18 protein-coding genes, 1 pseudogene and 1 riboswitch are annotated in these 18856 nt (G+C 57.6%); of the genes and pseudogenes, 3 read left to right on the plus strand and 16 right to left on the minus strand.

Annotated features, from left to right (window positions below; genetic code table 11):
• The 6 genes and pseudogenes from JTI98_RS21290 to moaA form a co-directional block, all read right to left on the minus strand.
• Positions 1 to 134, minus strand: a pseudogene (locus JTI98_RS21290) (BAX inhibitor (BI)-1/YccA family protein); the annotation flags it as partial.
• A gap of 54 nt (positions 135 to 188) precedes the next feature.
• Positions 189 to 641 (minus strand): molybdopterin synthase catalytic subunit MoaE, encoded by a 453-nt coding sequence (gene moaE, locus JTI98_RS18795; RefSeq protein WP_054176173.1) that lies wholly within the window; start codon positions 639 to 641, stop codon positions 189 to 191.
• Position 642: 1 nt separating this feature from the next.
• Positions 643 to 888: a molybdopterin synthase sulfur carrier subunit gene (moaD, locus tag JTI98_RS18800; RefSeq protein ID WP_043001299.1), complete on the minus strand. Its 246-nt coding sequence runs from the start codon at positions 886 to 888 to the stop codon at positions 643 to 645.
• Positions 881 to 1366: a cyclic pyranopterin monophosphate synthase MoaC gene (gene moaC, locus JTI98_RS18805; protein ID WP_043001300.1), complete on the minus strand. Its 486-nt coding sequence runs from the start codon at positions 1364 to 1366 to the stop codon at positions 881 to 883. The genes moaD and moaC overlap by 8 nt, the downstream gene beginning before the upstream one ends.
• A gap of 5 nt (positions 1367 to 1371) precedes the next feature.
• Positions 1372 to 1884 (minus strand): molybdenum cofactor biosynthesis protein B, encoded by a 513-nt coding sequence (gene moaB, locus JTI98_RS18810; protein WP_043001301.1) that lies wholly within the window; start codon positions 1882 to 1884, stop codon positions 1372 to 1374.
• 24 nt (positions 1885 to 1908) lie between these two features.
• Positions 1909 to 2898, minus strand: coding sequence for a GTP 3',8-cyclase MoaA (moaA, locus tag JTI98_RS18815; RefSeq protein ID WP_043001302.1), 990 nt, complete (start codon positions 2896 to 2898; stop codon positions 1909 to 1911).
• Positions 2886 to 3028: riboswitch (molybdenum cofactor riboswitch) on the minus strand. It overlaps the preceding gene by 13 nt.
• A 267-nt stretch (positions 3029 to 3295) precedes the next feature.
• Here moaA and yvcK point away from each other — a divergent pair.
• Positions 3296 to 4204: a uridine diphosphate-N-acetylglucosamine-binding protein YvcK gene (gene yvcK / locus JTI98_RS18820; protein WP_043001303.1), complete on the plus strand. Its 909-nt coding sequence runs from the start codon at positions 3296 to 3298 to the stop codon at positions 4202 to 4204.
• Positions 4205 to 4311: 107 nt separating this feature from the next.
• On the opposite strand, the gene uvrB is transcribed toward yvcK, so the two are convergent.
• The 5 genes from uvrB to bioB form a co-directional block, all read right to left on the minus strand.
• Entirely contained in the window at positions 4312 to 6333 is a 2022-nt protein-coding gene (gene uvrB / locus JTI98_RS18825; RefSeq protein ID WP_043001304.1) for an excinuclease ABC subunit UvrB, read from the minus strand.
• Between the two features lie 564 nt (positions 6334 to 6897).
• A complete protein-coding gene (gene bioD / locus JTI98_RS18830) occupies positions 6898 to 7584 on the minus strand; it encodes a dethiobiotin synthase (RefSeq protein WP_046401466.1) in 687 nt (228 codons plus the stop codon).
• Positions 7577 to 8332 carry a malonyl-ACP O-methyltransferase BioC gene (bioC, locus tag JTI98_RS18835; protein WP_216081657.1) on the minus strand — a complete coding sequence of 252 codons (756 nt, stop codon included), beginning with the start codon at positions 8330 to 8332 and terminating at the stop codon, positions 7577 to 7579. The genes bioD and bioC overlap by 8 nt, the downstream gene beginning before the upstream one ends.
• On the minus strand, positions 8316 to 9473 hold the full coding sequence (gene bioF, locus JTI98_RS18840) for an 8-amino-7-oxononanoate synthase (RefSeq protein ID WP_216081658.1): 1158 nt from the start codon (positions 9471 to 9473) through the stop codon (positions 8316 to 8318). The genes bioC and bioF overlap by 17 nt, the downstream gene beginning before the upstream one ends.
• Positions 9470 to 10510: a biotin synthase BioB gene (gene bioB, locus JTI98_RS18845; protein ID WP_043001309.1), complete on the minus strand. Its 1041-nt coding sequence runs from the start codon at positions 10508 to 10510 to the stop codon at positions 9470 to 9472. Before bioB ends, bioF begins: the two co-directional genes overlap by 4 nt.
• A 76-nt stretch (positions 10511 to 10586) precedes the next feature.
• Between bioB and bioA the strand changes: the two genes are divergently transcribed.
• Both bioA and JTI98_RS18855 read left to right on the plus strand, forming a co-directional pair.
• Positions 10587 to 11876: an adenosylmethionine--8-amino-7-oxononanoate transaminase gene (gene bioA / locus JTI98_RS18850; protein WP_216081659.1), complete on the plus strand. Its 1290-nt coding sequence runs from the start codon at positions 10587 to 10589 to the stop codon at positions 11874 to 11876.
• 58 nt (positions 11877 to 11934) lie between these two features.
• Positions 11935 to 12411, plus strand: a complete 477-nt coding sequence (locus JTI98_RS18855) for a kinase inhibitor (protein ID WP_043001310.1) — start codon at positions 11935 to 11937, stop codon at positions 12409 to 12411.
• Between the two features lie 94 nt (positions 12412 to 12505).
• Here JTI98_RS18855 and hutH read toward each other — a convergent pair whose 3' ends face one another.
• The 5 genes from hutH to hutI form a co-directional block, all read right to left on the minus strand.
• Positions 12506 to 14026 (minus strand): histidine ammonia-lyase, encoded by a 1521-nt coding sequence (gene hutH, locus JTI98_RS18860; RefSeq protein WP_216081660.1) that lies wholly within the window; start codon positions 14024 to 14026, stop codon positions 12506 to 12508.
• Between the two features lies 1 nt (position 14027).
• The gene (gene hutU, locus JTI98_RS18865; RefSeq protein WP_216081661.1) at positions 14028 to 15713 is read right to left on the minus strand and encodes a urocanate hydratase; all 1686 of its coding nucleotides are present in this window, start codon (positions 15711 to 15713) and stop codon (positions 14028 to 14030) included.
• Positions 15714 to 15882: 169 nt separating this feature from the next.
• Positions 15883 to 16608 carry a histidine utilization repressor gene (locus JTI98_RS18870; protein WP_043001313.1) on the minus strand — a complete coding sequence of 242 codons (726 nt, stop codon included), beginning with the start codon at positions 16606 to 16608 and terminating at the stop codon, positions 15883 to 15885.
• A 24-nt stretch (positions 16609 to 16632) separates the two neighbouring features.
• Positions 16633 to 17574 carry a formimidoylglutamase gene (gene hutG / locus JTI98_RS18875; RefSeq protein ID WP_216081662.1) on the minus strand — a complete coding sequence of 314 codons (942 nt, stop codon included), beginning with the start codon at positions 17572 to 17574 and terminating at the stop codon, positions 16633 to 16635.
• Positions 17571 to 18794 (minus strand): imidazolonepropionase, encoded by a 1224-nt coding sequence (gene hutI, locus JTI98_RS18880; RefSeq protein ID WP_216081663.1) that lies wholly within the window; start codon positions 18792 to 18794, stop codon positions 17571 to 17573. The genes hutG and hutI overlap by 4 nt, the downstream gene beginning before the upstream one ends.
• Positions 18795 to 18856 lie beyond the last annotated feature (62 nt).

The following is an 18856-nucleotide window of genomic DNA, read 5'->3' on the forward strand; positions in this document are numbered from 1 at the left end:
GTATTCGCCGCATACCACGCAATAAACGCGGTAAGCAGCAACCCGACCGTCATCCAGCCGTATACCTGCGCCATATAGGTTTGCAGGCCGGAACGCGCCTGCACGATTGATTCGGATCGTGGAAATCGGTCCATGATAATCTCCTGATTGAAAGTGACCACTCTGGATAAGCGTATCACAATTTCGTGCTACCAGCGTTTAGCCGCCTGCCGATCGCTGTCACGGGCTTCCACCCAACGCTCGCCTTCCGGCGTGGCTTCACGCTTCCAGAACGGCGCACGCGTCTTTAGATAGTCCATGATGAACTGACCGGCCTCAAACGCACTGCTGCGGTGCGAACTGGTGACGCCAACAAAGACGATTTCATCGCCCGGCCACAGTTCGCCAATCCGGTGAATCACCGTGATGCGTCCCAGCGGCCAGCGCGCCCGCGCCTCATCGACAATCTCCGCCAGCGCTTTTTCCGTCATCCCCGGATAGTGCTCCAGCGTCAGCGCCTTCACGCTGTCGCCGAGATTATGGTTGCGCACTTTACCAGTAAAGGTCACCACCGCACCGTCTTCGTCGCGTGCCGCCAGCCAGGGATACTCGTCCCCCACGCTGAACGGCGCAGGCCCGACCACAATTTTCGTTTCAGCCATCTCAGCCTCCCGTCACCGGGGGAAAGAAAGCCACTTCATCACCCGCCGTCAGCGGATGATCAAAGCTCACCAGCGTCTGGTTTACCGCCGCCAGCAGCTTGCCGTCTTCCAGCGCCAGCGCCCAACGGTTGCTGTTAGTCGCCAGATGCTGACGCAGCGCTTCCACTGTCGGGAAATCTGCCGCGACATCCAGCGTATCCGTACCAACCAGTTCGCGAACCTGAGCAAAGAACAAAACCTTAATCATTCGAATCCGCCTTAAAATCGCCAGATTTGCCGCCGCTTTTCGCCAGCAGGCGCACCGGGCCAATCACCATGTCTTTTTGCACCGCTTTGCACATGTCGTAAATGGTCAACGCGGCGACGGACGCCGCCGTCAGCGCTTCCATTTCCACCCCGGTTTTGCCGGTAAGACGACACAACGATTCAATACGGACACGGTTGTGTTCCGGCTGTGCCTGGAGCTGGACTTCCACTTTGCTCAACAGCAACGGATGGCACAGCGGGATGAGCTCCCAGGTGCGCTTTGCTGCCTGAATCCCGGCGATACGCGCGGTGGCGAACACATCGCCCTTATGGTGGCTGCCGTCGATAATCATGGCCAGTGTTTCGCTGCGCATGGTGACAAAGGCTTCGGCGCGCGCTTCGCGTACGGTCTCCGCTTTTGTGGAGACATCCACCATGTGCGCTTCACCGGCGGCGTTTATGTGAGTCAGTTGCGACATACTTTTTATTTCTTCAAATGTGGGTGAAAATTACAAGGACGCGTACGGGCATCAAGCTGCGGTGCGATGATATTGTCCCACGCCGTGCGGCAGGCTTTGGTGGAACCCGGCATCGCAAAAATTAGCGTTTTGTTGGCCACGCCCGCCACTGCGCGCGACTGCAGCGTGGCCGTGCCGATCTCTTCAAATGACAGCATACGAAACACTTCACCAAAGCCTTCCACTTCGCGATCAAATAGCGGCAGCAGCGCTTCCGGTGCCTGGTCGCCTTCAGTCAGGCCCGTGCCGCCGGTGATCAACACCACCTGCACCTCATCACTGGCAATCCATGCTGACACCTGCGCGCGAATGGCGTAGCGGTTCTCTTTGACAATTGCTTTATCGATAACCTGATGTCCCGCTTCCTGCGCGGAATCCCGCAGAAAATGACCAGAGGTATCGTCCTCTTCGCCACGGCGATTCGATACCGTCAGAATAGCAATGCGGGTCGGGATAAATTCAGCGCTTACCTGACTCATGGAATACTCCTTGTTCAAGCGGCGTTAACCGCCGATGTATGAGAGGTTCTGGGTAATACCGGTGTTGTTCTGGTGCAGGAAATGGGTCTGCTTTTTCTCACGCAACGCAAGCGAGATACGCGCTTCGAGCGCGTCTTGTTGCCCATCGTCTTCCAGCAAATCACGCAGGCTGACGCCACCCTCGCCGAACAGGCAGAGATGAAGTTTACCCACGGAGGAGACGCGCAGACGGTTGCAGGTGGCGCAGAAATCTTTTTCGTACGGCATGATGAGGCCGATTTCACCCTCATAATCGGGGTGGCAGAACACCTGCGCCGGGCCGTCGCTGCGCTGGCGTAGCTGGTGGATCCAGCCGCGGCGCAACAGTTCGTCACGCAGCACCTGACCGGAGATGTGGTGTTTACGGAACAGTTCGCTGCCCTCACCCGTCTCCATCAGTTCAATGAAACGCAGTTGAATGGGGCGCGTCTGGATCCAGCCAAGAAAAGTATCGAGCTGATGATGATTCACATCGCGCATTAGCACGGTGTTGACTTTAACTTTTGCAAAACCGGCATCAAACGCGGCGTCGATGCCCGCCATCACCTGCTGGAATTTATCCTGCCCGGTAATCGCGTGGAACTGACGCGCATCAAGGCTATCAACGCTGACGTTAATGCCGGTCAAACCCGCATCGCGCCAGTGGGCGGCATCACGCGCCAGACGGTAGCCGTTGGTGGTCACCGCCAGTTGACGAATCGCCTCGTTTTCACGCACGGCGGCAATGATGTCGGTAAAATCACGACGCAGAGAAGGTTCGCCACCGGTCAGGCGCACTTTTTCGGTGCCCAGATTGGCAAAGGCGCGAGTCACCCGACGAATTTCATCGACGGAGAGAAAACCTTTATTGGTGACGCCGCCGGGCTTGTAGCCATCCGGCAGGCAGTATGTGCAACGAAAGTTACACACATCGGTAATCGACAGACGCAAATAGTAAAACTTGCGCGCGAAAGCATCGGTCAGTTGTGTGGCCATGTACACCTTTCCAAATACGGGAGGCGAAGTCATTTCTTCCTGCGCCCTGGTGGCAATGCGTTTGCGTTGTCACGGCCAAAGCACCGTATCATTTGACCCAGGTGCAGAGGCTAGAGTGTTAACTGTGGTTATGGCGATACTAGCGTGTAAACGAACATAATGCTATTTACACTTAACGATGTATAATCATATATATAGCGCCATGATCGTGCCATTTCGTTACAGAATAAGCAAAAATAGCACTTTTGCATTGATGTACATCATTTCGCTGTCAGGCATTCGCTCCCCTAAAGGAGTAGTGCGGCAGAATTTATTTTCTCAACTTGCCGTTAGCGAATTGCTGAAAAGCCCCTGTTTGCGCTACTGTAGCGCGGTAAATCTGACTTCAGGAACTTTTATGCGCAATCGTACGCTGGCTGACCTAGATCGTGTCGTGGCTCTCGGCGGAGGGCATGGATTAGGACGCGTTCTCTCTTCCCTCTCCTCCCTGGGTTCACGCCTCACCGGTATCGTGACCACCACCGATAACGGCGGTTCGACGGGGCGTATTCGCCGCTCGGAAGGGGGAATCGCCTGGGGCGATATGCGCAACTGTCTCAATCAGTTGATTACCGAACCGAGCGTCGCTTCCGCGATGTTTGAATACCGTTTTGGCGGTAATGGCGAACTTTCAGGCCATAACCTCGGAAATCTGATGTTAAAGGCGCTCGACCACCTGAGCGTGCGGCCTCTGGAAGCCATCAACTTAATTCGTAATCTGCTGAAAGTGGACGCACATTTAATCCCCATGTCTGAGCTGCCAGTTGACCTGATGGCGATCGACGATCAGGGGCATGAAGTGTACGGCGAAGTGAATATTGATCAGCTCACCTCGCCCTTGCAGGAACTGATGCTGTCACCGAAGGTCCCCACCACCCGGGAAGCGGTGCAGGCGATTAACGATGCCGACCTGATTATTATCGGTCCGGGCAGTTTTTACACCAGCCTGATGCCAATCCTGCTGCTGGAGGATCTCGCACAGGCGCTGCGCCGTACGCAGGCGCCGATGGTCTACATCGGCAATCTGGGCCGGGAATTGAGCATCCCCGCCGCAAGCCTGACGCTTATCGATAAGCTAACCATTATGGAGCAGTATGTCGGCAAAAGAGTCGTTGATGCGGTTATCGTGGGGCCGAAGGTGGATGTCTCTGCGGTCAGCGACCGGGTGGTGATTCAGGAAGTGCTGGAGGCCAGCGATATTCCCTATCGCCATGACCGCCAGTTATTGCACAGCGCGCTGGAGAAAGCCGTACAGGCGCTGCGGTAAAGGGTTTATTGCCTGATGGCGCTACGCTCATCAGGCCTACTTATCTACTCTGCAAACTACCAGCGAACAGGCCTGATAAGGTGGTTACACCGCCAACCGGCAATCTCTCACGACGCAGCGATAAACAGTTCACGCAGCTGATGCAGTTGATCGCGGATCTGCGCGGCCTCTTCGAATTCCAGGTTCTGCGCATGCTGCATCATCTGCCCTTCGAGCTCGTGAATCTTCTGTTGCAGCGCTTTTGGCGTCATATCCAGTTCCACCACATCCGATTGCACTGCGGAACGCGATTTGCCTCGGCCCTTCGCTTTGGTTTTCGCAATGTTCTGCCCCAGCGCCAGAATATCGACCACTTTTTTATTCAGGCCCTGCGGAGTAATGCCGTGTTCTTCATTGTACTGCTGCTGTTTCTCGCGACGACGCTCGGTTTCGCCAATCGCCTTCGCCATTGAGGCCGTAATTTTGTCACCGTAAAGAATCGCCTTCCCGTTGATGTTACGCGCCGCACGACCGATGGTCTGTATCAGCGAACGTTCGGAACGCAGGAACCCTTCCTTGTCGGCGTCGAGAATCGCCACCAGCGACACCTCAGGCATATCGAGACCTTCGCGCAACAGGTTGATCCCCACCAGCACATCAAACTCGCCCAGACGCAGGTCACGAATGATCTCCATACGCTCGACGGTATCGATGTCCGAGTGCAGGTAACGCACCCGCTCGCCGTGTTCTTCCAGATACTCGGTGAGATCTTCCGCCATACGCTTAGTAAGCGTGGTTACCAGCACGCGCTCGTTGATCTCTGCGCGCTTGCGGATTTCAGAGAGCAGATCGTCCACCTGCGTTGCCACCGGACGCACTTCTATGACCGGATCCAGCAACCCTGTCGGACGCACCACTTGATCAACCACTTCGCCGCCCGATTTCTCCAGCTCGTAATTGCCCGGCGTCGCAGACACATATATGGTCTGTGGTGCCAGCGCTTCAAACTCTTCGAACTTTAACGGACGGTTATCCAGCGCCGATGGCAGACGGAAACCGTACTCCACCAGCGTCTCTTTACGCGCCCGATCGCCACGATACATCCCGCCAATCTGCGGGATGGTGACGTGGGATTCATCCACTACCAGCAAACCGTCAGCGGGCAGATAGTCAAACAGGGTCGGCGGCGGCTCACCCGGCCCGCGTCCTGACAGAAAGCGCGAGTAGTTTTCGATCCCCGAGCAGTAACCCAGCTCGTTCATCATCTCCAGATCAAACTGGGTACGCTGACTCAGGCGTTGCTCTTCCAGCAGTTTGTCGTTGGCGAGCAGGATTTTGCGACGTTCAGCCAGTTCGACTTTGATCTCTTCCATCGCCTGCACAATACGCTCACGGGGGGTCACGTAGTGCGTTTTGGGGTAGATGGTGTAGCGCGAAATAGTGGATTCCACCTGCCCGGTCAGCGGGTCAAACAGCGACAGACGCTCCACCTCTTCATCAAACAGCTCCACACGCAGCGCGATGTCGTCAGACTCCGCCGGGAAAATGTCGATCACCTCACCGCGCACGCGGAAAGTCCCGCGCTGGAACGCCTGATCGTTACGGGTATATTGCAGTTCAGCCAGTCGCCGCAGAATGGCGCGCTGATCGATAATCATGCCCACCGTCAGGTGCAGCATCATCTTCAGATATAAATCGGGATCGCCCAGACCATAGATGGCAGAAACGGAGGCCACGACGATCACGTCACGACGCTCCAGCAACGCTTTGGTGGCCGACAGACGCATCTGCTCGATGTGTTCATTCACCGAGGCATCTTTTTCGATGAAGGTGTCTGAGCTGGGAACATACGCTTCCGGCTGATAGTAGTCGTAGTAGGAGACGAAATACTCGACGGCGTTATCCGGGAAAAACTCTTTCATTTCACCATACAGCTGCGCCGCCAGCGTTTTGTTGGGTGCCAGCACCATCGTCGGTCGCTGCAAATCCGCGATCACATTCGCAATGGTGAACGTTTTCCCCGACCCCGTTACGCCAAGTAGCGTCTGATGCGCCAGGCCGTCCTCCAGTCCCTCTTCCAGACGGCGTATCGCCTCAGGCTGATCGCCGGAAGGTTTAAATGCGGAATTCAGTTTGAACGGTTTACTCATGAGCAGCTACCTGAAGGAATGAGCGGGCAGGTGTGTAATTTTACTCGCAGAAGATAATATTGCCAGTAAAATATACTGGATGAAAAAACAGTAACGCCTCATAAAATTTGTGTTACGCATGATAAAAGCGGATCGGAGATGGCTATAATTTCACCGCTGGCAAGATATTACACTATGAAGCGGGTTTATCCCCAGACCATTGACTTCGTTAACATTGTCAAGATGTGTGATGAAAGTTTTATTGCATTCAATGACCACAATATGACAGCCATTGATTTTATCTAACGCGCTGTAAATTAAAGGATATTTTATAAAGACGCCTTTCGCACCAATTCGGCTGGAAGCCGCGTATTCTCTCGCTTGCCTTGTGTTTTCTAACTCTAATACACAAGGTTATCCACAGGAATGGTGGATAACTGCCTGCAGGCCATATGGTCTGCCGCCTGGCAAATTCCCGGTCCAACCTACCAGGCAGCACATAAAAAAAAATTATCGCTAAATTTTGATTTTTATCAGCTAAAGAAGTGCCCCTGGCAGGCGAGATCTTGCTCGCAATTTCGCCTTTTACTCACCCGCGAGTAAAGCGAGATCCAGATATTGTCCTGTGGCCGCATTTTCGGCTCCCGCCGCCAGCCACGGGATTTCGCCTAACAATGGCGCAGGGATGACCCGTTTAAGCGTCGCCAGATACTCATGATGGCGTTTTCCCGGCGGCGTGACGTCATTCGCCACCCACCCGACAAGCGGAAGTCCTGCCTGCTGTACCGCCTGCGCGGTCAGCATCGCATGGTTTATACACCCCAGCTTCACGCCGACGACCAGGACCACCGGCAGGCGCTCGATCTGCACCCAATCAGCGAAGGTAAAATCCTCCGCAAGCGGGGTAAACCAGCCGCCAGCACCTTCCACCAGCAGCCACTCAGCCTGCGCGTCCAGCGCGCGCAGGCCGTCTGACATCACATCAGCACGAATTGGCCTTCCCTCATCAGCGCTGATGATATGCGGCGAGGTGGGTTCCGCGAAGGTGTAAGGATTCACCGCCGCGTAGTCCAGCGCCAGACTGCTATTGCGCTGAAGCGCCAGGGCGTCGCTGTTGCGCAGTCCCTCTGGCGTCATGTCACTACCTGATGCGACAGGTTTATACCCGGCCGTCCGATAACCCAGACTGCGCGCCGCCTGGAGCAGCGCACAACTGGCGACGGTTTTACCGACCTCCGTATCGGTACCGGTGACAAAATAACGTTTAGTCACGTGTAATCACTCCTGCAAAAAGATGGTAGGTCAGCAGATATTTCCCCTGCCGCTGCGGCCAGGCCAGTTGAAGCTGCTGCAACTGTGAGCGGGTTAAGACGCGCGGCTCGCGCCCCTCGTGTAAATGGGTCGCGCCGATGCCTTTCAGTGAGCGCATAGCGCTCAGGGCGTCATCAAACTCCAGCGTCAGGGAGATTGATTGATGATGCCCCTGCCAGCCGTGCATCGCTTCACACAGCGCCTCGCGGGATAAAAACCGGTTGCCGTGCGCCCGCTCATCCACTGCGCGCCAGGCCTGATGAAGCTCCGGTAGCGAATCCTGGGCCAGCGTGGTGAAAGCCACGCAGCCACCGGGGCGCACGACCCGATAAAGTTCGCTCAGCGCCTGATGCAGACTGTTACACCATTGCACGGCCAGATTGCTCCAGGCCAAGTCAAACGTTGCGCTGGCTAACGGCAGTGACTCAATGTCGCCGGTGAGATAGTGATGCGCCACGTCCTGGCAACGCGCCTCGTCCAGCATGCGGGCAGAGAGATCCAGCGCGGTAACCTGACTCCCCAGCTCGCGCCAGTAGCGACTCAAACGCCCCGGCCCGCAGCCGGCATCCAGTACCTGTAAAAATGGGCGTTCCGGCAGTTGCGCCAGCAACGCGTCGGCGCTCAGGCGCTGCAATGTGGCGTGCTGCTCATAGTGCGCTGCCGCACGACCAAACGCCGCCGCGATTGCCTGTTTATTTACCTGCCCCATGCAGCACCTCCAGCAATCGGTCGATATCCTCAGGCTCATGCGCCTGAGTTAAGGTCAGTCGCAGACGGGCTGTCCCGGCGGGCACGGTCGGCGGACGGATCGCCGTGACCCAACATCCCTGACGGCGCAAGGTGTCCGCCAGCTGCAATGCGCGCGCATTTTCGCCGACAATCAGCGGCTGGATGGCGCTGTGCGACTGCGCCAGCATGAAATCGGGATGGTTGATAGCCGAGCGGAAGCGCTGGATCAGCGCAGTCAGTTTCTCCCTTCGTGCGTCACCTTCCTGGCTGCGAATCACCGAAAGTGACGCCTGTAACGCCATCGCCTGCGCGGGCGGCATGCTGGTGCTGTAAATCAGATGACGGGCGAACTGCAGCAGATAGTCGGCAACGCTTTCAGAGCACAGAATCGCCGCACCGCTGACGCCAAAGCCTTTGCCGAATGTTACGACCAATAACTCCGGTTTTACCCGCTGCTGCCAGCAGCTCCCGCGACCCTCTTCTCCACTGACGCCAATGCCGTGGGCATCATCCACCAGCAGCCAGGCATCACGCACCTGTGCAGCCTGCTGAATGTCCACAAGCGGCGCATTGTCGCCATCCATGCTGAACACGCCTTCGGTCACCACCAGTTGACGCCCGGAACAGGGGGCGTCAAGCAGGCGCGTGAGATGCGAGGCGTCGTTATGGGTAAAACGGCGAAGCTGCGCCGGGCAAAGACTGGCCGCTTCCAGCAGCGAAGCATGGCTGAGACGGTCAGCGACAATCCGGTCATCCTTTTCCATCAGCGCGGTAATCACCGCCTGATTTGCGGCGAAACCGGAAATAAACAGTAACGCGCGCGGATAGCCCAGCCAGTCGGCCAGTTCCTCTTCCAGTTGCTGATGGGCAATGGAATAACCGCTGACGTGGCCCGAGCCGCCGCTGCCGACGCCAAAACGCTCCGCCCCCTGCTGCCAGGCGCGAAGGATATGCGGATGATGACTCAACCCCAGATAATCATTGCTGGAAAAATTGAGATAGCGCCGGTCATTCGTCTCCAGCCAGCGACCGGCTCCCTGCGCTACCGCATAACGTCGGCGCAACGTATCCGCCGAACGACGCGCCGCCAGCGCATCGTCGATTTTGTGTTGCCAGGTCATACGGCAGCCGCGTTGTAGTAATCGTCAGTATCCGGTGTCAGCAACGCCTGCTCCAGACGCGCACGCTGCTCGTTATCCCCGGCGAGCACCGCCGTTTGCTGCGGATTCAGCCCCAGCTTATGGAAAAGCTGGAGATCTTTGTCCTCTGCCGGGTTTGGCGTGGTGAGCAGTTTGCAGCCGTAGAAAATAGAGTTGGCGCCAGCCATAAAGCACATGGCCTGCGTTTGTTCATTCATCTGCTCGCGACCGGCAGACAGGCGCACATACGAGGTCGGCATCATGATGCGCGCCACGGCAATGGTGCGAATAAAATCAAATGCGTCGACGTCATCGTTATCTGCCAGCGGTGTACCTTTCACTTTCACCAGCATGTTGATCGGCACACTTTCCGGCGGGGTCGGCAGGTTTGCCAGTTGCAGGAGCAGCCCGGCGCGATCGGTCACCGTTTCGCCCAGGCCGACGATGCCGCCGGAACAGACTTTGATCCCGGCCTCGCGTACTTTGTCCAGCGTGTCGAGTCGCTCCTGGTAGGAACGGGTGGTGATGATGTTGCCGTAAAATTCCGGCGAGGTGTCGAGGTTGTGGTTGTAATAGTCCAGCCCCGCCTCCGCCAGCCGTTGCGCCTGTGATTCATCGAGTGTGCCAAGCGTCATGCAGGCTTCCAGTCCCAGCGCTTTCACCCCCTGAACCATCTGCTGCAAATATGGCATGTCGCGCTCGTGCGGGTTCTTCCACGCCGCCCCCATGCAGAAACGAGTGGAACCGGCGTTCTTCGCCTGGCGCGCCGACTCCAGCACCTGCTCAACTTCCATTAGCCGCTCAGCTTCAAGGCCGGTTTTATAACGCGAACTTTGCGGACAATATTTGCAGTCTTCCGGGCAGGCGCCGGTTTTGATCGACAACAGCGTGCTGACCTGCACCTGACGAGGATCGAAATGCTGACGGTGGATTTGCTGCGCCTCGAACAGCAGATCCAGCAGCGGTTTTTCAAATAATTCGGTGACTTGCGACAGCGTCCAGCGAGAATGAGTGGTCATAATTTTATACGTTTTGTGGTGATAAGGGTGTAGACTTGTAAACCTAAATCTTTTTAATTTGGTTTACAAGTCGATTATGACAACGGACGATCTCACGTTTGATCAGCGCCACATCTGGCACCCCTACACCTCTATGACCTCCCCGCTACCGGTCTATCCTGTTGAACGGGCCGAGGGCTGCGAACTGATTTTATCCAGCGGTGAACGCCTGATTGATGGCATGTCGTCGTGGTGGGCCGCGATTCACGGCTACAACCATCCGCAGCTCAATGCGGCGATGAAAACGCAGATTGACGCCATGTCGCATGTGATGTTTGGCGGAATCACGCATGCCCCCGCCGTCAACCTGTGCCGTAAACTGGTCGCCATAACGCCCGCGTCGCTGGAATGCGTGTTCCTCGCCGATTCCGGTTCCGTCGCGGTGGAAGTGGCGATGAAAATGGCGCTGCAATACTGGCAGGCCAAAGGGGAATCCCGTCAGCGCTTCCTGACGTTCCGTAACGGCTATCACGGCGATACCTTCGGCGCGATGTCGGTCTGCGATCCGGACAACTCCATGCACAGCCTGTGGAAGGGCTATCTGCCGGAAAACCTGTTTGCCCCTGCGCCGCAAAGTCGAATGGATGGCGAGTGGGATGAGCGCGATATGGTGGCCTTTGCACGCCTGATGGCCGCACATCGTCATGACATTGCGGCAGTGATTCTCGAGCCGATTGTTCAGGGCGCGGGCGGGATGCGGATGTACCATCCGGAGTGGCTGCGCCGTATCCGCAAAATGTGTGACCGTGAAGGCATTCTGCTGATTGCGGATGAAATCGCCACCGGATTTGGCCGTACGGGCAAACTGTTTGCCTGCGAACACGCCGGGATCGCGCCCGACATTCTGTGTCTGGGAAAAGCGCTGACCGGCGGAACGATGACCCTTTCCGCCACCCTGACCACCCGCCAGGTGGCGGAAACCATCAGCAACGGCGAGGCGGGCTGTTTTATGCATGGTCCGACGTTTATGGGCAATCCGCTGGCTTGCGCGGTGGCGACCGCCAGCCTGTCACTACTCGAATCCGGCGACTGGCAGGCGCAGGTCTCGTCCATTGAAGCCCAGCTACGCCAGGAACTCACCCCGGCTCAGGCATCACCATGGGTGGCTGATGTCCGCGTGCTGGGGGCGATTGGCGTGGTGGAGACGACGCATCCGGTTAATATGGCGGCCCTGCAGAAATTCTTTGTGCGACAGGGTGTGTGGATCCGCCCGTTTGGCAAACTCATCTACCTGATGCCGCCGTATCTCATCCAGCCAGAGCAACTGCGCCGCCTGACGCAGGCCGTGAACGACGCTGTGCGCGACGAAACATTTTTTAACGGGTAACTGGCGGTAAGCTGTGCGGTTTCTGGCTACACTTTTTGGCGAGAATTAAGGAGAGTGCATGAAAGTAATCAGCAACGATTTTCGCGACGGGGAAAAACTCCCCCTCCGCCATGTCTTCAACGGTATGGGTTATGAAGGGGATAATATTTCCCCGCATCTGGCCTGGGATGAAGTGCCTGCCGGAACGAAGAGTTTCGTGGTGACCTGTTTCGACCCCGATGCGCCGACCGGCTCTGGCTGGTGGCATTGGGTGGTGGCTAATTTACCGGCCGATACCCGTGTTCTGACCCAGGGCTATGGCTCCGGGCTGGTCGCTGTGCCAGACGGCGTTATCCAGACACGAACCGATTTCGGTAAAGCGGGCTATGGCGGCGCGGCGCCGCCCAAAGGCGAAACCCACCGCTATATCTTTACCGTTCACGCACTGGATGTGGACAGGATTGACGTCGATGAAGGTGCCAGCGGGGCGATGGTGGGATTTAACGTCCATTTCCACTCGCTTGCCAGCGCCTCAATTACCGCGATGTTCAGTTGATCGCTGTTGTGCCGGATGACGACGCTCACGCGGCTTATCCGGCCTACGGGAGGGATTCACAGGCCGGATAAGCGTTAGCGCCATCCGGCGCGGTTCAAAGAAATTCCGGCACGAGCTGCAGCAACGCCCCCTGTGCAAGCAATTCTGCCGCACGCTCAATATCCGGGGCGAAGAAGCGGTCCTGGGTGTAATGCGCAACCTGCTCACGTAATACCGTTCGCGCCTGCTCCAGCAGCGAGCTTGACGTTAATCCTTCGCGCAAATCGATCCCCTGACACGCGGCCAGCCATTCGACGGCCAGCACGCCGCGAGTATTCGCCGCCATTTCCCACAACCTGCGCCCTGCCGCCGGTGCCATCGAGACATGATCTTCCTGATTCGCCGACGTTGGCAGGCTGTCCACGCTGTGCGGATGCGCCAGCGCTTTGTTCTCGCTGGCAAGCGCCGCCGCCGTCACCTGGGCAATCATAAAGCCGGAGTTCACGCCCCCGTTTTTAACCAGGAAAGGCGGCAACTGCGACATATGCTTATCCATCATCAGCGCAATACGGCGTTCGGACAACGCGCCAATTTCAGCAATCGCCAGCGCCAGATTATCTGCCGCCATCGCCACCGGTTCAGCATGGAAATTACCGCCTGAGATAACGTCTCCCTGCTCAGCAAAAACCAGCGGATTATCGGAGACCGCATTGGCTTCCGCCAGCAGTACGTCCATCACCTGACGCATCTGTGTCAGACATGCGCCCATCACCTGCGGCTGACAGCGCAGAGAATACGGGTCCTGCACCTTTTCGCAATTGTGGTGCGACTGAGACAGCGCGCTGGTCTCCGTCAATACATGGCGATACAGCGCCGCCGCGTCGATCTGTCCACGCTGCCCCCGCGCGGCGTGTATACGCGCATCAAACGGACGGCGAGACCCTAACACCGCTTCGGTGGTTAACGATCCGCACATGACAGCCGACGCGAACAGCTCTTGTGCTTCAAACAGTCCGCGTAACGCAAACGCCGTCGATGCCTGTGTGCCGTTAAGTAACGCCAGCCCTTCTTTCGCCGCCAGCGTAATCGGCTCCAGGCCGGCTTTTTTTAACGCTTCCGTCGCCGGTAACCATTCCCCCTGCCAACGCGCCTTTCCTTCCCCCAGCAGCGTGAGCGACATATGGGCCAGTGGCGCTAAATCACCGGAGGCGCCTACCGATCCTTTCGCCGGGATGTGCGGCCAGACTTCGGCGTTCACCAGCGCAATCAGCGCTTCTATCACGCTAAGGCGAATACCAGAGAAGCCGCGCGCAAGGCTGTTTATCTTCAGCACCATGATCAGGCGCACCAGTGAGTCATCTAAGGCATCACCCACGCCTGCCGCATGGGACAGCACCAGCGAACGTTGCAGGTTTTGCAGATCCTCATTGGCGATGCGCGTCTGCGCCAGCAGACCAAAGCCGGTGTTAATGCCGTAGGCCGTGCGGCCCTCAGCGACAATGGTGTTGACGCAGGCCACGCTGGCGTTAATGCCGTCAATAGCGCTGGCATCGAGGCGCAGTTTAACCGGCTGCTGCCAGACTTCGCGTAGTTGTGAAAAACTCAGATGGCCCGGCGTTAAGGTCATGGTATTCATATCAGCGTTTCCCCTGCGTTGCCGCAACCATCGGCAGATTCAGCCCTTGTTCCACAGCGCACGCCACGGCAATATCGTAGCCCGCATCCGCATGACGCATTACGCCGGTCGCCGGATCGTTATGCAAAACCCGGGCAATGCGCTCGGCGGCTTCATCGCTACCGTCACAGACAATGACCATCCCGGCATGCTGTGAGAACCCCATCCCCACACCGCCGCCGTGATGCAGCGATACCCAGGTCGCCCCGCTGGCCGTGTTGAGTAGCGCATTGAGCAGCGGCCAGTCGGAGACGGCGTCAGAACCATCGCGCATCGCTTCGGTCTCGCGGTTGGGGCTGGCGACAGAGCCAGAATCCAGGTGGTCGCGACCGATCACAATTGGCGCAGACACTTCCCCCTTGCGCACCATTTCGTTGAATGCCAGACCCAGTTTTTGCCGCCATTCGAGCCCCACCCAGCAGATACGCGCTGGCAGCCCCTGAAAATTAATGCGCTCCCGCGCCATGTCCAGCCAGCGGTGGAGATGTTCGTCATCCGCCACGATCGCTTTCACTTTGTCGTCGGTTTTATAAATATCCTGCGGATCGCCGGAAAGCGCCACCCAGCGAAACGGCCCAATGCCGCGGCAGAACAGCGGGCGAATATAGGCCGGTACGAAGCCAGGAAAGGCGAAAGCGTTTTCCACGCCCATCTCTTTAGCCATCTGACGAATGTTGTTGCCGTAATCGAACGTCGGTACGCCCATGTCGTTGAACGCCAGCATCGCCTCCACGTGTTTTGCCATCGAGCGCTTCGCTGCCTCTACCGTACCCTGTGGATCGGCGAGCGCTTTTTGCTGATAGGTTTCCCAGTCCCAGCCGGAAGGCAGATAACCGTGCAGCGGGTCATGAGCGCTGGTCTGGTCGGTAACCATGTCCGGACGCACACCGCGCTTCACCAGTTCGGGCACCACATCCGCCGCATTGGCGCACAGAGCAATCGATACGGCTTGACCTTCGCGGGTGTATTTTTCGATACGCGCCAGCGCATCATCAAGAGATGTCGCCTGTTCATCGACATAACGAGTGCGCAGACGAAAATCGATACGACTCTGCTGACATTCAATGTTCAGGGAACAGGCGCCTGCCAGCGTCGCCGCCAGTGGCTGCGCGCCGCCCATGCCGCCGAGCCCGGCGGTTAACACCCAACGCCCGCGCAGGTCGCCGTCGTAGTGCTGCCGTCCCGCTTCAACAAATGTTTCATAAGTGCCCTGCACAATTCCCTGACTGCCGATATAGATCCAGCTTCCGGCCGTCATCTGTCCGTACATCGCCAACCCTTTCGCATCCAGTTCATTGAAATGCTCCCAGGTCGCCCAGTGCGGAACAAGGTTGGAGTTGGCAATGAGCACACGCGGGGCGTTCTGATGGGTTCTGAACACGCCTACCGGTTTACCGGACTGGACCAGCAGCGTTTCGTCCTCTTCCAGTTGGGTCAAGGCGTTGACAATCGCGTCATAGCATTCCCAGTTCCGGGCCGCGCGGCCTATACCGCCGTACACCACCAGCTCATGTGGGTTCTCGGCGACGTCGGGGTCCAGGTTGTTCATTAACATGCGCAATGGCGCTTCGGTCAGCCAGGATTTGGCCGTCAGCGTTGTCCCTCGCGGGGCGCGGATATCTTGCTGACGAAACTTGCTATGAGACATAACAACGACTCCTCACGGACATGCCGGAAAAGGTTTATCCGGCAAAGGGAATGATCGGGTGTGAGGTAAATATATACTTGTCTATACAAGACATAACAAGGCGCAATTTAACAAATAAGATACATTTTTGTTATATTGCGTCAGCAATCACGCTTTCAGTCCGCGTGCGTCAGGAGGAGAAGTGGCCCTGCAAGCGGTAACGAGAGCCTGGAAAGAGCAACCGCGCGTGAGAAACGATCTGCGAGGCGGACCAGGTGGTACGACGAATGAGCAGGCAAGGATCGGTCTCGCCGATGTCGAGTAACGCGCACTCTTGCGTCGTGGCGCGCACCGCTTCAACAATGTGCTCCCCTTCCGTCAGTGGGGCAATCAACGACAAATATGCATGCGGCGTGGTCTGGCTGTAATCCTGCGCCAGATACTCCGGCACAATGTCGGCATTCACACAGCGATCTTCAATCTGTACCGGCTGGTCGTTTTCAAAATGTACCATCACAGAATGAAAAATCGGCGTACCTTCCGTCACCTTCAGCGCCGCTGCCTGCCGCGCATTGGCCGGTTTCTTTTCCAGAATCAGCACCTCGCAGTGATGCCGATGCGCCCGTGCGGCAATTTCGTCGGCAATACTGCGAATTTCAAACAGCGCGGACTGGCCTTTCGGCTCCGCGACAAAGGTTCCCACCCCCTGCAGGCGCACCAGCATCCCTTCGTCAGTCAGTTCACGCAGCGCCCGGTTGATGGTCATCCGGCTGAAGCCGTACTGCGCCACCAGCTCCGCTTCCGACGGAATACGATCGTGCGGCTGCCAGACGCCGCTGGCGATCTTTTCGCTAATCTCGCGTTTAACCGTCTCATAAAACGGCGCGGGAGCAGAACGAGGCCGAGAAAGTGTCATGGGAATGTTTACCTTATCAATCGATTACTGCCACCAGTGGGCGATTTGCCAGCCAAGCCGCGCCGCCACGCGTGCCGACCTGCCATCATTATCAAAGCGCGGATTAAATTCAACCACATCCACCGCCTGGAGCTTACCGCTGCGGCAAACAGGTTCAATCAATTTCAGCAGGGTCGTCAATGGCACGCCCAGCGCCGCAGGCGCCGATACGGCTGGCATCTCTCCAACGGGCAGGACGTCGAGATCGACAGTCAGATAGAGTTTATCCACCTCGCTGATAAACGCCGCCAGTTGAGCGTGGGCGTCATTACACTGCAAATCTTCCACCACCAGCACGTTGCGCTTGTGCGCCTCATCCCACAGCGCCTGGGTGTTTGCCGCCCGGCTAACGCCGATGCACGCATAGCGGAACTCACGCTGCTGCTGGTCGCAAAGCTGCGCCAGTTGACGAAACGGCGTGCCAGAGGTTGCCCGCCCGGCGTTACGCAGATCCAGATGCGCGTCGAGATTAATGATCCCTACCCGCTCGCCAGGGAATGCATCGAAAACGCCCGCTCCATGACCGAATGCCGTTTCGTGCCCGCCGCCAAGAACGAAGGTGCGCATCCCCGCCTGCTGACATTGACAGACCGCATTACGTAGTGCTTGCTGCGCCCCTTCCAGATCCGTCGTTGGCGCCAGCAGATTCCCCATATCCACCAGTCGCTCGTGTCCCGCGTGACTCGCCAGGTTAGCCAGCGCTGAACGCAGCGCGTCCGGCGCACCGGCGGCACCAGGACGACCATGATTACGCTTGACCCCCTCATCGCAGGCAAAGCCGAGCAGCGCGATCCTGTCGCGGTATCGCTCTGGCGAAAACGTCAGGCTGCGAGCGATCGTCTGAAACAGGCGCAGCGCGTTTGCGGCTTCGCCGCTGTCATCTCTCCCCCGCCACAGTTCAGGGGCAGCCGCTTCCCATTGCGTCATGTGATTTGTCCTCGAAATATGCGTAGATACAGCGGGTTGCGCCCAGGCTCATAGAGGATCTCCACCGGGTTTTGCGCATCCCAGACGTTAAAATCGGCAACGTAACCCGCCTTTAGCTGTCCGTGCGTCGCCTGGCGGCCCAGCGCCTGAGCGGCATGACGGGTGACGCCCGCCCATGCCTCTTCCGGCGTCAGTCCAAACTGAACGCAGGCCATGTTCATCGCCAGATGCAAGCTGATAAAGGGACTGGTGCCGGGGTTGAAATCGGTCGCCACCGCCATCGGTACCTGGTAACGGCGCAGCAACTCAACGGGCGGATGCTGCGTCTCTTTAAGGAAATAGAACGCCCCCGGCAGCAGTACGCCAACGGTGCCGCTGTGACGCATCGCGGCCACGCCCGCTTCATCAAGATATTCAATGTGATCCGCAGAAAGCCCATGATAGCGACTGACCAGTTGCGCTCCACCCAGCAGAGACAACTGCTCGACATGCCCTTTAACCGGAATGCCCGCAGCTTGCGCCGCGCGCAATACCCGCTCGCTTTGCGCCAGGGTAAACCCCACGCTCTCACAGAACAGATCGACCGCTTCAAACAGCCCCTTTTCCCATAGCTGCGGCAGTATCGTTTCGCAGACGTGGGTGATATAGCCGTCAGGATTGTCCCGATACTCAACCGGCACGGCATGGGCCGCCAACAGCGTGGGGCTGATTTCGATAAGGTTCTCTTCGGCCAGGCGGGCCGCGACGCGCAGCATCTTTTCTTCGGCTGTCGCATTCAGACCATAGCCGGATTTCACTTCCAGCAGCGTCACGCCCTCGCGCATCAGACGCGCGATCCGCGCCTGGGCAGAGGCTAAAAGCGCCTCCTCCGTCGCAGCACGCGTCGCCGTCACGGTGGCGTTAATCCCGCCGCCCTGCACACTAATCTGCTGATAAGAAACACCGTTCAACCGTTGCTCCCACTCGCTGGCGCGATTGCCGCCAAACACCAGATGAGTGTGACAATCAATCAACCCAGGCGTCACCAGACGTCCTTGCAGGTCATGCGCATTGACATGCGCAGTCGGGAGTGAAGCCTCTGGCACAATCGCCAGCACCCTTCCCTTACGGATAATCAGCGCATGATGGTCCAGCATGCCATACGGTGCCGTCTGCGCCGGATCGAGCGTCGCCAGGCGCAGGTTTCGCCAGAGCGTATCATCAGGTAACAGGGGTTCCATGCTTTCTCCAGCTTGTCTTAGGTTGTATAGACATTTATTTGAGATCGCACGCGGGAAGTCAA

This window comes from Citrobacter sp. MGH 55, from assembly GCF_016906145.1.
In the GTDB taxonomy this organism is placed as follows: domain Bacteria; phylum Pseudomonadota; class Gammaproteobacteria; order Enterobacterales; family Enterobacteriaceae; genus Citrobacter_A; species Citrobacter_A amalonaticus.

What these genes read in the sequence shown, in the direction of transcription:
- uvrB (WP_043001304.1), bottom strand. Translation starts at nt 6,333, where the DNA reads ATGAGTAAACCGTTCAAACTGAATTCCGCATTTAAACCTTCCGGCGAT.
- bioA (WP_216081659.1), top strand. Translation starts at nt 10,587, where the DNA reads ATGACAACGGACGATCTCACGTTTGATCAGCGCCACATCTGGCACCCC.
- moaC (WP_043001300.1), bottom strand. Translation starts at nt 1,366, where the DNA reads ATGTCGCAACTGACTCACATAAACGCCGCCGGTGAAGCGCACATGGTG.
- bioB (WP_043001309.1), bottom strand. Translation starts at nt 10,510, where the DNA reads ATGACCACTCATTCTCGCTGGACGCTGTCGCAAGTCACCGAATTATTT.
- hutG (WP_216081662.1), bottom strand. Translation starts at nt 17,574, where the DNA reads ATGACGCAATGGGAAGCGGCTGCCCCTGAACTGTGGCGGGGGAGAGAT.
- bioC (WP_216081657.1), bottom strand. Translation starts at nt 8,332, where the DNA reads ATGGGGCAGGTAAATAAACAGGCAATCGCGGCGGCGTTTGGTCGTGCG.
- hutU (WP_216081661.1), bottom strand. Translation starts at nt 15,713, where the DNA reads ATGTCTCATAGCAAGTTTCGTCAGCAAGATATCCGCGCCCCGCGAGGG.
- moaD (WP_043001299.1), bottom strand. Translation starts at nt 888, where the DNA reads ATGATTAAGGTTTTGTTCTTTGCTCAGGTTCGCGAACTGGTTGGTACG.
- yvcK (WP_043001303.1), top strand. Translation starts at nt 3,296, where the DNA reads ATGCGCAATCGTACGCTGGCTGACCTAGATCGTGTCGTGGCTCTCGGC.
- moaE (WP_054176173.1), bottom strand. Translation starts at nt 641, where the DNA reads ATGGCTGAAACGAAAATTGTGGTCGGGCCTGCGCCGTTCAGCGTGGGG.
- moaB (WP_043001301.1), bottom strand. Translation starts at nt 1,884, where the DNA reads ATGAGTCAGGTAAGCGCTGAATTTATCCCGACCCGCATTGCTATTCTG.
- hutH (WP_216081660.1), bottom strand. Translation starts at nt 14,026, where the DNA reads ATGAATACCATGACCTTAACGCCGGGCCATCTGAGTTTTTCACAACTA.
- JTI98_RS18855 (WP_043001310.1), top strand. Translation starts at nt 11,935, where the DNA reads ATGAAAGTAATCAGCAACGATTTTCGCGACGGGGAAAAACTCCCCCTC.
- bioF (WP_216081658.1), bottom strand. Translation starts at nt 9,473, where the DNA reads ATGACCTGGCAACACAAAATCGACGATGCGCTGGCGGCGCGTCGTTCG.
- hutI (WP_216081663.1), bottom strand. Translation starts at nt 18,794, where the DNA reads ATGGAACCCCTGTTACCTGATGATACGCTCTGGCGAAACCTGCGCCTG.
- moaA (WP_043001302.1), bottom strand. Translation starts at nt 2,898, where the DNA reads ATGGCCACACAACTGACCGATGCTTTCGCGCGCAAGTTTTACTATTTG.
- JTI98_RS18870 (WP_043001313.1), bottom strand. Translation starts at nt 16,608, where the DNA reads ATGACACTTTCTCGGCCTCGTTCTGCTCCCGCGCCGTTTTATGAGACG.